This window comes from Burkholderia sp. Bp9140 (genome assembly GCF_003853425.1).
GTDB lineage: Bacteria > Pseudomonadota > Gammaproteobacteria > Burkholderiales > Burkholderiaceae > Burkholderia.
On the sequence record NZ_QTPQ01000068.1, the window covers coordinates 14088 to 27144 of the forward strand.

The 13057-nt window shown below is 67.7% G+C and carries 11 protein-coding genes and 2 pseudogenes; 4 read left to right on the forward strand and 9 right to left on the reverse strand.

Annotated features, from left to right (window positions below):
* The first annotated feature begins 39 nt into the window (after positions 1 to 39).
* Both DIE21_RS35405 and DIE21_RS38220 read left to right on the forward strand, forming a co-directional pair.
* Positions 40 to 780 (forward strand): GntR family transcriptional regulator, encoded by a 741-nt coding sequence (locus DIE21_RS35405; RefSeq protein ID WP_124501996.1) that lies wholly within the window; start codon positions 40 to 42, stop codon positions 778 to 780.
* A 439-nt stretch (positions 781 to 1219) separates the two neighbouring features.
* A complete protein-coding gene (locus DIE21_RS38220; protein WP_311767476.1) occupies positions 1220 to 1423 on the forward strand; it encodes a sigma 54-interacting transcriptional regulator in 204 nt (67 codons plus the stop codon).
* Here DIE21_RS38220 and DIE21_RS35415 read toward each other — a convergent pair.
* From DIE21_RS35415 to DIE21_RS35445, 7 genes and pseudogenes are all read right to left on the reverse strand, one after another.
* A pseudogene (locus tag DIE21_RS35415) lies at positions 1392 to 1667 on the reverse strand (LLM class flavin-dependent oxidoreductase); the annotation flags it as partial. The gene DIE21_RS38220 and the pseudogene DIE21_RS35415 sit on opposite strands and share 32 nt — an antisense overlap.
* The gene (locus DIE21_RS35420) at positions 1664 to 3388 is read right to left on the reverse strand and encodes an ABC transporter ATP-binding protein (RefSeq protein ID WP_124501997.1); all 1725 of its coding nucleotides are present in this window, start codon (positions 3386 to 3388) and stop codon (positions 1664 to 1666) included. The gene DIE21_RS35420 and the pseudogene DIE21_RS35415, both read right to left, overlap by 4 nt.
* A complete protein-coding gene (locus DIE21_RS35425; protein ID WP_124501998.1) occupies positions 3385 to 4254 on the reverse strand; it encodes an ABC transporter permease in 870 nt (289 codons plus the stop codon). Before DIE21_RS35425 ends, DIE21_RS35420 begins: the two co-directional genes overlap by 4 nt.
* Positions 4255 to 4267: 13 nt before the next feature.
* Positions 4268 to 5278, reverse strand: a complete 1011-nt coding sequence (locus DIE21_RS35430; protein ID WP_124501999.1) for an ABC transporter permease — start codon at positions 5276 to 5278, stop codon at positions 4268 to 4270.
* 61 nt (positions 5279 to 5339) lie between these two features.
* Positions 5340 to 6980, reverse strand: coding sequence for an ABC transporter substrate-binding protein (locus tag DIE21_RS35435; protein ID WP_124502000.1), 1641 nt, complete (start codon positions 6978 to 6980; stop codon positions 5340 to 5342).
* Positions 6981 to 7046: 66 nt separating this feature from the next.
* Positions 7047 to 7622, reverse strand: a complete 576-nt coding sequence (locus tag DIE21_RS35440; protein WP_124502001.1) for a GNAT family N-acetyltransferase — start codon at positions 7620 to 7622, stop codon at positions 7047 to 7049.
* Positions 7619 to 8764, reverse strand: coding sequence for an MsnO8 family LLM class oxidoreductase (locus DIE21_RS35445; protein ID WP_124502002.1), 1146 nt, complete (start codon positions 8762 to 8764; stop codon positions 7619 to 7621). The genes DIE21_RS35440 and DIE21_RS35445 overlap by 4 nt, the downstream gene beginning before the upstream one ends.
* Positions 8765 to 9103: 339 nt before the next feature.
* Between DIE21_RS35445 and DIE21_RS35455 the strand changes: the two genes are divergently transcribed.
* Positions 9104 to 10411, forward strand: a complete 1308-nt coding sequence (locus DIE21_RS35455; protein ID WP_124502003.1) for an NtaA/DmoA family FMN-dependent monooxygenase — start codon at positions 9104 to 9106, stop codon at positions 10409 to 10411.
* Positions 10412 to 10897: 486 nt separating this feature from the next.
* Positions 10898 to 11086, forward strand: a complete 189-nt coding sequence (locus DIE21_RS35460) for a hypothetical protein (RefSeq protein WP_124502004.1) — start codon at positions 10898 to 10900, stop codon at positions 11084 to 11086.
* Positions 11087 to 11314: 228 nt separating this feature from the next.
* Here DIE21_RS35460 and DIE21_RS35465 read toward each other — a convergent pair whose 3' ends face one another.
* Together DIE21_RS35465 and DIE21_RS35470 are read right to left on the reverse strand one after the other, a co-directional pair.
* Positions 11315 to 12685 (reverse strand): MFS transporter, encoded by a 1371-nt coding sequence (locus DIE21_RS35465; RefSeq protein ID WP_124502005.1) that lies wholly within the window; start codon positions 12683 to 12685, stop codon positions 11315 to 11317.
* 234 nt (positions 12686 to 12919) lie between these two features.
* Positions 12920 to 13057: pseudogene (locus DIE21_RS35470) on the reverse strand (helix-turn-helix domain-containing protein); the annotation flags it as partial.

Here is a 13057-nt window from a genome sequence, read left to right on the forward strand (position 1 = left end):
TCGCGCATAGCGCGAGCCGGGCACGGAGAGGAACAATCGATGACGCTGGTGCGTGAAGACGCGACGTCGCTTTACGAGCAGATCGCGACGACGCTGCGCGACGAGATCGAGCAAGGGGTGTACGAGCCGACCGGCAAGCTGCCGTCCGAGGCACAGCTGAGCGAGCGTTTTCAGGTGAGCCGCGTGACGGTCCGGCTCGCGCTCGATCGCCTGACCGACGCGCGCATCGTCGAGCGCAAGCAGGGCAAGGGCACGTTCGCAGCGAAGCAGCGGCTGCGGCACCGGCTCGACGTGCTGCGCGGGCTTCACGATTCGATCGCCGGGCAGGGCGCACGCGCACGGATGGAGTTGCTGCGCATGGAAGCGTGCGACGTACCGCCGGGCTTGCGGCAAGTATTCGCCGCCGACGTCACGCGCTGCATCTATCTCGAACGCCTGCACTGGGTCGACGAAGAACCCATTGCGCTCGCGCAGACCTGCCTGCTGCCCGAAGCCGGAACGGTCACCTTCGAGCAGGCCGAGCGCATGTCGACCTACGAGGTGCTGGAAGGCGTGCTCGGTTGGCGCATCACGGACGCCGAAATGTCGGTCACGGCCGTCGGGTCGCCCGAGGATGTCGCGCAGCGGCTTCGGATCGCCCCACACTTGCCGCTCCTCGTGTTGCGGCGCGCGTCTCAGCTTGCGGACGGCAGCACGTGCGAATCCACCGTGTTCCATATCCGGCCGGAACGGTTCGACCTCGTCGTGCGAAGCGGCGTGGAAGCGAGGTTCGTCGGCTGAGGGAGCGGGCGCCCGGTAGTCGGTGGCTTCCGGGCACTCCGGGCCGCATGCCGTTGTTTGGCACAACACACACGGGATTCGTTATTTGCGCGCGGCAGCGAAGCATCACAGCAATCGGTATTTTGCGCGAGCCCGGGGTTGACTACGATCAAACCCTCGGGCGGACGCCAGTATCGTCAACCGGTCCGCCCGCGCCCGAACCATGGACAATCGCACAGATTCCCCACCGCTCATTTCTCTGCCGGAAAGCGAGCATCGCCCCCTTTCGGTGCGCGCGAAAGCGCTCGTATTCGCGGATCCCGCGTCGCGCGCCGTGCTGCGCTTCGTCGAGCAGATCGGGCCCAGCGCTGCGCCCGTGCTAATTCTCGGCGAGACGGGCACCGGCTAGGAACTGGTCGCCCGTCATATCCACCATGTCGGCGGCCGCTCCGGTGCGTTCATCGCGGTCAACTGCGGCGCGATCAGCCAGCAACTCGCGGAGAGCGAACTGTGCGGCCACGAGGCCGGCGCGTTCACGGGTGCGCAGGGGCGTCGCGTCGGCTATTTCGAGGAAGCGCACGGCGGCACGATCGTTCTCGACGAAATCGGCGATCTCGCACCGCCGCTCCAGGGGAAGCTGCTGCAAGCGCCGACAGCAGCGTAAGCGGTTCGAAGCGGTTCAGGAAGTGAGGAATCGATTTCGCGTTGATGTGCAGGCCGTCGGCGACGAACAGCAGGTCGAATTTCGCGGCTTCGGTCTGCCTGGCGAGCGTGCGGACGAAGTCCACGTTGATGCTGGCGTCGGCGACCGCGTCAGGATGCCGCCAGGCGGACATGTTGCCGGACGCGCCCTGGATGATGGCGCCGAGATGGATCGGGCGGGGGGAAGTGCGGGTCGATGGGCTCATGGAAGCGGTTCGGTAAGGGCAGGCAGGGGGCATGCGAGCGCGGCGTGCGCACCGGGCAGCGTCGGCAGGGCATCGAGGAGCGATGCGGTGTACGGGTGCGACGGCACGTCGAACACCCGCTCGACCGGGCCGCTTTCGATCACGCGGCCGCGTCGCATCACGAGAATCCGGTCGGCGACGTGGTGAATCACGCCCAGGTCGTGCGAGATGAACAGCATTGCGGTGCCGTGCTCGGCCTGCAGATCGGCGAGCAGGTCGAGCACCTGCGCCTGGATCGACACGTCGAGCGCGCTGACAGGCTCGTCCGCAACGAGCAGCGCGGGACTCGGCGCGAACGCGCGCGCGATCGCGACGCGCTGCCGCTGGCCGCCGGATAGTTCGCGCGGATAGCGGTCGATGCAACCCGCGCCGAGCCGCACTTCGTCGAGCAACTGCAATACGCGGCGACGGCGCGCGTCGCCGCGAATGCCGATCGCATCGAGGCTCTCGCCGATGATCTGGCCGACCGAATAGCGTGGATCGAACGAACTGTACGGGTCCTGCGCGATCAACTGCAGCCGCGCGCGACGGGCACGTCGTATGGCTTCAGGCGCGCCGCTCCATGGCTCGCCGTCGAGCGTGACCGCGCCGCTGTCGGGCTCGATCAGGCCGAGCACGATCCGCGCGACCGTCGATTTACCGGAGCCGGATTCGCCGACGATGCCGATCGTCTCGCCGCGTGCGAGCGAGAACGACACGCCGTCGACCGCGGCCGGTGCGTTGGCGCCGCCGTAGCGCTTCGTTACCGCGTCGACCGCGAGCACCCGCGTGCCGGCCTCGATCTGCTTGGGCGGCAATGGGACGCGCCCAGCGGCGGGGGCAGGTGCAGCGTCGTCGGCCGCTGGATGGGCCGAGAGCCTGAACCCGCGCGACGCGGGCGTGGGAATCGCCGCGAGCAGCTGGCGCGTGTACGGATGTGCGGGCGCGGTCAGCACGTCGCGCGCCGGCCCTTGTTCGACGATCTGGCCGGCGCGCATCACGAGCACGCGATCGGCCAGTTCCGCGACGACCGCGAGGTCATGGCTGATCAACAGCACCGCGTCGCCGGCATCACGGCGCGCGCGCAGCAGCGACAGGATCTGCCGTTGCACGGTCATGTCGAGCGCGGTGGTCGGCTCGTCGGCGATCAGCAGCGACGCGCCGCCCGCGATCGCGGTGCCGATCAGCACACGCTGCCGCAAGCCGCCCGACAACTGGTGCGGATACTGCGGCAGGCGCCGCTCGGGGTCGTCGATGCCGACCGAGCGCAGCAGGTCGGCGCTGCGCGCCGCGACGTCGCGCCGGCGAGTATCGTGCAGCGCTTCGGCCACGAGGTCGCGCACGCGCCACAGCGGATCGAGCGATACCAGCGCATCCTGCAGCACGTAGCCGATCCGGCGGCCGCGTATCACACGCCAGTCGCGTTCCCGGTGGCCGCGTGCGTCGACGCCGGCGATCTCGAAGCACGCGGCATCGATCACGGTGTGCGGGCCATTCAGCCCGACGAGACTGCGCGCTGTGACCGACTTGCCGGAACCCGACTCGCCGACGAGCGCGACGCATTCGCCGGCATGCACGGTGAGATCGAGCGGACCGACGACAGGTTGTGTGCCCCGCGGCCCGCGAAAACCGATCGTCAGACGCTCGATGCGGACCCGTGGCGCGGCGGCCGTTGCGTGCGAAACGGTTCCGGGCGTGCTCATGCTGCCTCCCGGCGTTCGAAGCGCGCTTGCCAGTAGCCGCCGAGCGCGTTCACGGCGATCACGGCCGCGGTGATCGCGAGGCCGGGCCACACCGCGATCCACCACGCGTTGTACAGGTAGTTGCGGCCCTCGGCGAGCATCAACCCCCATTCGGCGGCGGGCGGCTGCGGCCCCATCCCGAGGAAGCTCAGTCCCGACGTGCCGATGATCGCGGTGCCCAGCCCGATCGTCGCGAGTACCGGCACCTGCGCGATCGCATGCGGCAACACGTGCCGCCACACCAGCACCGCCGGCGCAAGGCCCAGCGTGCGCGCGTGCTCGACGTAGCCGGACGCCGCGACGACGAAAGTCTGTGCACGCACCACGCGCGCGAAGCGTGGCACCGACGCGATGCCGAGCGCGAACACGAGGTTCACCGCGCCGGGGCCGGTGAACGAGATCAGCATCAGCGCGAGCAGTAGATCGGGGAACGCGGACACGACGTCGAGCACGCGTGTGATCAGCTCGTCGAGCCAGCCCCGCGCGAGGCCGGCGAACAGCCCGAGCACGGTGCCGAACAGCGTCGCGACGCCGATCGCGGCTGCGCTGATCGACAGCGAATAACGGGTGCCATACACGACGCGCGAGAAGATGTCGCGGCCGAGCTGATCGGTGCCGAGCCAGTGCTCGGCGCTGCTGCCGAGCTGCGCGGACAGCGGATCGGCGGCGAGCGGGTCGTAGTGTGCGAGCCACCCGGGCGCGACGACGGCGACCGCGTTCAGCAGCAGATAGACGGCGGCGAGCACGAGGCCGGGGTGGCGGCGCAGCCAGCCGGCCGCGCGGGATGTGGCGGGTGCGTGCAACGCGAGATCGGCGGGAACGGACATGGGCGTCTCCGGTTCAATGCGGCGCGCGGCGCTCGCGCAGGCGGGGATCGATCAGCAGGTACAGCAGGTCGACGGCGGTGCTGAGCGCGACGTAGATCGCCGCAGAAAGGATCGCGATCGCGAGGATCACCGGCATGTCCTTCGACAGCACCGCGTCGACCGTCACCTTGCCGAGACCCGGCCGGCCGAACACCTGCTCGGTGATGACCGCGCCGCTCAGCAATCCGCCGACGAGCCAGCCGGCGAGCGTGACGGCCGGCAGCGCCGCGTGGCGCAGCGCATGGCGCACGCGCAGCGCGAGCCCGCCGATGCCCCACGAGCGCACCGTCAGCGCGTACGGTTCGTCGAGCGCACGCTCGATGCCTTGCCGCAGCACGCGGCCGATCACCGCGCCCTGTGCCAGCCCGAGCGATAGCGCGGGCAGCACGAGCGAGGCGAAGCCGCGATCGCCGGCCACCGGGAACAGCTTCAGCGTGAAACTGAACACGAACAGCAGCATGATGCCGAGCCAGAACGACGGCGTCGACGCGAGCAGCAGCTCGACGCCGGACGCGGCGCGCCCGGCCCAGCGGCGGCCGGCCGTCGGCACCGCGAGACCGACGGCGAACGCGATCGTCACGACGAGCGCCGCGCCGGTCAGTTTCAGCGTCGGCCACAGCTGGCCGAGCACGAGCGGCGCGACGTCGGTGTTCAGGATGTACGAGCGGCCGAACTCGCCGTGCAGCACCCGCCACAGGTAATGCAGGTACTGCAGCGCAAGCGGTTCGTCGAGTCCCCATTCCTGGCGGATCGCGGCTTCGATCTCCGGCGTGCTCAGTTGCTCGCCGATCAGGATGCTGACGATGTCGCCCGGCGCAAGATGCACGGCCGCGAACGACAGCGTGACTGCGGCCCACAGCACGAGTGCACCGGTTGCGAGCCGCGTCGCGACCGGCGAACGCAGCCAACGGCGCCACGCCGCCGGCGACGCCGCGGCCGGCAGCGGGTCCGGGACGGACAGATGAGCGGACGGCGAACGGTTCATGGTCGAATTCTCCTGTCGGTTCAGCGCGAAGCGCGGTGCAAGGCAGGCCGCGCGCGCCGGCTTACTGCTTCACCCATACGTCGTACGGGTTCTCGGGCATCTGCGCGAACGAGCGGAAGCGCAACCCCTGAACCGACTTCGCGGCGGCGATCTGGTCTTCGGGCTCGTACAGCGGCACCGCGTACGCCTGCTCGTTGATCGCGAAGCGCTGCAGGTCGCCGTACCGCTTCTTGCGCTCCGCGACGTTCTGCGTGCGTGCGGCCGCCTGCAGCCAGCGCGTCAGCTCGGGCGCCGACGCACGGCTGTAGTTCAGCGCGCCGCCGCGATCGACGGGCAGGTAGTGGCCCTCGATGTCGATTCCGTCCGGCGGCGTGTTCGAATTCGCGATCGAGCCGAACTTGCCGGTCTTGCGCGCCTCGACGTATGTACCGTCGTCGACGTACTGGATCTTCAGGTCGACGCCGAGCCGTTGCCGCGCCTGCGCTTGCAGCGCCTGCAGCAACACGTCGCGCTGGTCGCGCACCGTCGCCTGCGCCTGGATCACCGCGACCGTCAGGCGCTCACCGTTTTTCGTGCGGTAGCCACCAGCGTCGCGCGCACTCCAGCCGGCTTCGTCGAGCAACTGGTTTGCGAGCTTCGGGTTGTTGCCGTAAGTCTTTTCGATCGATGCGTCGTAGAACGGATCGATCGGCGACGTGACACCCCATGCGCGCGTGCGCTCGCCGCGATAGATCGATTGCACGATGCCGGTCGTGTCGAGTCCTTCGAGCAGCGCACGCCGCACCTTCACGTCCTGCGTGGGGCCGTAGGTGACGTTCAGGAACAGCGAGTACGGGGTGCCGGTGTTCAGCGCACGCCGGTAGGTAAAGTCCGGGTTCTTGCGGATCAGCGCCGCGTCGTTGCCGGACACGCCCTCGATCACATCGACCTGGCCTGACAAGAGCGCACCGGTGCGCACCGACGATTCTGGCAGGAACCGGTAGACGATCCGGTCCAGGTACGCGGGGCCCTGGTGCCCAGCCGTCGGCGGCGCCCAGCGATAGTCGGGGTTCTTCGCGAATTCGATTTCCTGGCCCTTCACGTAGCGGCGCAGGATGAACGGGCCGGTGCCCGCGATGTCGGTGCCGCCCGACTTCAGGCTGGGCCGGTCGAACGCATTCGGCGACAGCAGCGGCAGCCGGCCGGCGAATGTCAGGAACGGCGCATACGGCGCGTCGAGGGTGATCACGACCGTATGCTCGTCCGGCGTCTTCACGTCGGCGACGTGCGAAATCAGCCGTGCGAGCTGGCTGCCGGCCGAATACGACAGTTCGCGCGCATTGAGGAAGTTGCGCGCGACGGCCTTCGCGTCGAACGGCGCGCCGTCGGTGAATTTCACGCCGTCGCTCAGCGTGAACGTATAGGTCTTGCCGTCGGCGGACACCTTGTAGCCGGTCGCGAGCCACGGCACGTAGCTGCCGTCGGGCTTCTGCGCGAGCAGGCTTTCATAGGCGTTGCGCAGCAGCAGCTCGACCTTGTCCTGACCGTTCAGTTGCGGGTTCAGCGTGCGGGGCTCCGTTTCGACGCCCCAGGTCAGCGTGCCGCCCGGGACGGGCGTGCCCTGCGCAAACGCCGCGTACGGCAGTGCGAGCGCCAGCAGCAGCGCGGCCGGTGTGGTGCGGCGCGGCGCGCGGGGAGCGGAATCCGGAAATGCGAATGTCATGCGTGGAAGCCTTTCACGAGGTGGGTAGCGGGGGATGCGGTGCGCGTTGCCGGGTGTCCCGGCACGTCATGCGTTCGCGTGGAGGCGCATGCCGTCCGGGGCGGTGTCGTCCGCCGCCGGATCCCGGTAGAGCTCCGGGATCAGGATTTTTCTCAGCCAGACGAGCGGCGTGCCAAGCGAGTTCGTCGAGCGATTGAACGGCACGTAGCCATTGCGCTCGTAGTACGGTTGCAGCCACGGATGGTTGGTCGCGGTCGCGAGATACGTCGCGGGCGCCTTGACCTGCCCGGTCAGGAACTGCGACTCGACGTGCGCGATCAGCGCGTGCCCGAAGCCCTGCCGCTTGAATGCGGGCGCGACCGCGAACCAGTGCAGGAACGGATAAGGCGTGCGAGGGCGTTCGCCGGATACCCAGGGAAACCGCACGGTCAACGTGGCTGCGAGGACAGGGCGGCCTTCGCTGGTCCCGCGTTCCAGCACGAACGTCGTTTCGCGCGCGACGGTCTGCGCGACGCGTTCGATCGGCGAGCGCGTGATGGTGAAGTGCACGCCCTGCGCCACGAGTGGTGCGTAGGCGTCCTGTAGCAATGCATGGAGGGCCGGCACGTCGTCGGTGCCGGCGATGCGGATCGTATCGGTCATCGCGCCGCGCCCTCGAAGTCCGGATGGCGCGCGACCGTGCGGGCACTCGAGCGTCGCGCATCCGGTCTGTCTCGCGACGGTGCCGCGTCGTGGTCGTCGGCGCGCACGCCGGCCAGCAATCGCAGCGACGCAATCCGCGGTGCGGCGTCGGCGAGCGGCGTGTCGACGACGAATTCGGCAATGCCGTGACGGCGATGCAATACGTGAAGTTCGTGCAGCACATCGTCGCGCGTGCCGTGCACGATCCGCGTTTCGCGCGGCTCGATCCGGTGCGGGCCGCCGCCTGCCTGGCGAATGTATGCGTGCGCCTGTTCGAGGCTGCCGACGTTGACGGCGGGCGTGTCGCCTACCTGCACGCGAAAGCCCTGATGTCCGCTCGCCAGCTGCGCGGCCGCGTCGCGGGTGTCGGCGACGATCGCGGAGACCGCGAGCAGCGGCGTGCCGCCGCCGGACGCGCGGCTATAGGCATCGAACGCGCGTTCCAGGTCCGTGGCGGATGCGTTGAGATGCGATGCATAGACGAAGGCCCAGCCGAGCCGCGCCGCGAGCGCGGCGCTTTCCGCGCTTGCGCCGAGCAGGAACGGTTGCGCGGGCACTGGCGGCAGCGGCGTCGCGTGCAGCGCGGCGGCATCCTGCCCGATCGCATCGGCTGCCGTGGCCGCGCCCTGAAGATGGCGATTCAGCTCGTCTGCCAGATCGGCGAACGACGCGCGCCGCGCCGGATCGTAGCCGGCCTGCAACGCGCGCGTCGACAGCGGCAGGCCGCCCGGTGCCTTGCCGACGCCGAGATCGACGCGGCCGGGCGCGAGCGACGCGAGCAGGTTGAAGTTTTCCGCGATCTTGTACGGACTGTAGTGCTGCAGCATCACGCCGCCCGACCCGACACGGATGCGCTGCGTATGCGCCAGCACGTGCGCGATCAGGATCTCCGGGGACGGGCACGCGAGCGCGGCGGTGTTGTGATGCTCGGCGAGCCAGTAGCGGTGATAGCCGGCGGCATCGGCGAAGCGCGCGAGCGATACGCTGCGCGCCAGCGCGTCGGCGGCGGTTTCTCCCGGCGCAACGGGGCTCTTGTCGAGCACGCTCAAGCGGAATGGCAACGCGGACAAAACGGAATCGGAACGGTTGGCGTCGAACGTCATGATGAGGCGATCGGCGCGGGTCGAAGCGGCCGGATCAACGGGTTAGGCATGCAGAATTATTTTTCGTCGACGCTCGCACGGTCAAACAATCAAGAAGAATATCGAAAGCCGAAAATATTCGTTCCGGCCGACCGGGGGGCTTGCGTTATGGTCGTTGGCTGCGCGCCTTGCGGCGCGTGCCCGGAGCCTGCCGGACGATCCGATGCGAGCGCACTCGCCATCGCGATGCCGACATGCCTCCTCCGATCGAACGGAATCACGAGGAATGCAGATGAACGACCATGACGAACGACGCGCGGCACGCGCCGCAAGCACCCGCGGGATGACCGGGGCCGCGTCATGAGCGGCGCACGCAGACGACTGAAGACGCTCGTCGGCGCGGCAAGCGTGCTGTATGCGCCCGGCGATGCGGAGGTTGCGCAGGGCGTGCGGCGTGCTGCATCGCTCGCGCGCAAGGCGGAAACCGAGAAGATCACCGGCCTCTTCACCGCCGATCTGCTGCAGGCCGATCTGGCAGGCCTCGCCGGTACCACGGGCAGCCAGGAACCGATCGTCGCGCTGGCGGCGCTGAGCCAGGCGACATCGGCCATCGGACTCGTCGCGACGGTGTCGACGACGTATCACCATCCGTACAACCTCGCACGGCTGATCGGCACGCTCGATCATGTGAGCGGCGGACGCGCCGCGTGGAACGCGGTCACGTCGTCGGTCGGCGAAGAGAATTTCGGCGATGCGGGGTTGCCCGACCCGGAACGACGTTACGCGCGTGCGGCCGAATTCGTCGAAGTCGTCAACGCGCTGTTCGACGCGAACGATCCGGACGCGACGCGGCGCGGGCAGGGCGGCGGCATCTCGGTCGATCCGCGCAAGCTCGGCACGATCGACTATCGCGGTGCGCACTTTCAGGTGCAGGGGCCGCTGAATGTGCCGCCTTCGGCGCAACGGCGGCCCGTCCTGTTCCAGGCAGGTCAGTCGGCGAGCGGCGTGACGCTCGGTGCGCGGTTTGCGGAAGTCGTCTATACGTCGCAGCCGACGCTCGACGATGCGCGCGCGTTCGTCGCCGAACTGCATCGGCAGGCTGCCGCATTCGGTCGCGGCGACCGGGTGCCGCTCGTGATGAACTCATTTCATTCGGTGATCGGCGAATCCGATGCTGACGTCGCACGGCGGTTGCGCGACAAGCATGAACGAATCGATTACGAACAAGGCAGGCTGAAGCTCGCCGACATGTTCGGCGGCGGCGTCGACCTGCGCGATCTGCCGCTCGACCAGCCGTTGCCGGCATCCCTGCTGCCGGCGATCGACAGCGTGCATCGCCGGCGCGGACGTGTTGCGATCTTCGTCGGCTACGCCCGCCAGCGGCTGACGCTGCGCGAGCTGATCGTCCGTGCACAGGAGACCGGCCACTGGTTCGTCGCCGGCACGCCGGAGCAGCTCGCCGATGCGATCGAAACGCGCTATCGCGCGGGGCTGGTCGACGTGCTGTCGCTGCACGGGCTCGGCCAGCCGGACCAGGAGGACTTGCTGCTCAACGGTCTGCTGCCCGAATTGCGCCGGCGCGATCTGCTCGATACCGACTATGTGGGCGGGGATTTTCGCGCGAATCTGGAACTGCCGGCGGTGCGGCGTGCGACCGTGACGGCGTGAACGGACGAGGGGCGAGCGGTGTGCCAGCCGCCGCGTCGGGCGTCGGCCGAGGCGAAACGAACGACAGGGGAGTTGCGTGACATGAGCCGTGACGTGCTGTTGCCGGTGCAGTCGAAAGGTGCAGACCGGATGCCAGCGGGGCGACGGCCGCGAGTGCGGTCGCGGGCACAATCCGCGACGACCGGCCGTTAAACCGTCGAGCGACCAGGTCACTCGCGTTGCGACAAGCCGCAGGTAGCTATCACGTGCAACACGCAGCGGCAGGGCCAGCATCTGCCCTCGTATTTGCGCGGGTTGGGCCTCCCTAACCTTGCAAGCGCGAGTGACGAGGATGTGGGTGGATGTTTGAGGGGGGATTGCCGGAGGAAAGAGGAGAGGGTGGGGGATTTTCGTCGCGCGCCGCGTCATCGCGGCGACATTTTTCTCGCGTAAATCTATGGCACCCCGCCTGTCAGCGGGGTACCGTTTTCTCAAGGAATACCGACCATGGCGGCAAAACGCCTTCGCATCAACATGATTACCCGTCGCCAGTCGACGTTCGATGGCCGGCATCTCGACACCGAGGCGGCACGCCGTTTCGACGTGCACGCGCAGGACGCGACGCCTGCTCATCTGAAAGGTACGCAGGGCGCCGAGGCTGAATGGCTGCCGCGCGTGAAGGTCAGCGAGCGATAACCCGGTTACGCCGGGCGAACCGCTGCGCGACAGCGGCGAGCGCGGAATCACGAACGGCGTAGCACGCATATCGCGCCCCGTCGTCAGACCTGTTCCGGACTGGACGGCTCCGTGTTCTGCGTCGCCCGGCGCCGTCTCGCGGTGCGGCCCAGCGTGTCGGCCCACCAGCCCGTGACGCGATGGGGTCGCGGCTGCCGTCGTCATCGCCTGCCTGATCTGGCGAGTTCGTCAAGTCACCGGCGGCGCGTGCCCATGATCCCCCAAACCCCGAGCGTCGTCGTATTCCCGCGAAATATCCTTGTTCGTATAGTCCCCGAGCTTCGATGCGGCGACCACGCTCAGCACTGCGCACACCAGCACGTACGCCGCGATCGCATACCCCGAGTGGTAGTAGGCAAACAGCGCCGTTGCGATCAGCGGTGCCGGGCCACCGGCAATGACCGAAGCGAGCTGATAACCCATCGACGCGCCGCTATACCGCAGCCGCCCTGTGAATGACTCGGCAATCAATGCAGCCTGCGGTCCATACATCATCGAATGCGGGACCAGCGACAACACGATGGCCGCGAAGATCCATACCGGATTCCGGCTATCGACCATCGCGAAGTAGACGAATCCAAACACGCCGGCGGCAGCCGCACCGATCATGTACATCCTCCGCCGTCCGATCAGATCCGACACGTGCCCGAACAGCGGAATGGTGACGAACTCGACCACGGATGCGACCAGCACCGCCGCCAGCAGCAGTTCGCGCGTGACGCCCAGCGCCGTGATCCCGTAAGTGAACACGAACGCCGTATAGATATAGAACGGCGCCTGTTCGGCCATCCGCGCAAACGCCGACAGCACGATATCCCTCGGCTGCTTGCGCAGCACTTCGAGCATCGGCGTCTTCTCGATCCGACGCTCGGCCAGCAGCTTCGCGAAGATCGGCGTCTCGAGAATATTCAGGCGGATATAGAGCCCGATCGCAACCAGCGCGATGCTGAGGAAAAACGGCACGCGCCAGCCCCACGCGAGGAAAGCGCTGCCGGAAAACCAGCTCATGGCCAACACGGCAAGGTTGGCGAGGAACAATCCCGCAGGCACGCCGAACTGCGGCCACGACGCGACGAAACCGCGATGCGTATTGGTGCGCGCCCACTCCATCGACATCAGGACCGAGCCGCCCCATTCGCCACCCACGCCGACGCCCTGGATGAAGCGCAGTACCGTGAGGATAACGGCGCCCCAGATGCCGATCGCGGCGTAGGTCGGAACGAAGGCCACGGCGAACGTGGCGAGCCCCATCAGCAACAGGGTCACGATCAGTGTGGCCTTGCGTCCGATGCGGTCGCCGTAATGGCCGAAGATCGCCGCGCCGACAGGCCGTGCGACAAAGCCAACGGCATAGATCAGGAACGCCTGCAGCGTGCCGACGAGTGGGTGGGATTGCGGGAAATACAGCTTTGCGAAGACCAGGCCGGTGACCGTGCTGTAGAGGAAGAAGTCATACCATTCGATCGTGGTGCCGATCGTGCTGGCGATGACGGCGCGGTGCAACTGGCGCCGGGCTTCCTCGTCGGAGAGGGGCGTGGCCGCGGATTGCATGGCAGCCATTTTGATATCTCCCGAAAAAGGGCGATAGAGAAATAAACCTTACGCCCCGTGACAGGTTCCGGCAAGCGCGAGTTGCGAATGGCTCCCACTGCGTCCCGATCTTTCATTAAGCCATCCTTATATATCATAATATGATATTAAATTGTCATTCGCCGCGGCAGCGACGAGGTTGGCGTGATGTTCGAACTGAACACACGCAGATGCCGAACTGGAATTCGCGGACCGTTCGATGACCGCACCTGACTCCCGGTATCGAATCACCAGCCGCTCGATCTGCCGGACCGTTAGGCCCAGTCGTTCGGCCGCGCGGCCAGGCCTCAGGCCCAAATCCACTACAGCCTGGATTACCTTCAGACGGTCGAGTTCTCGCAT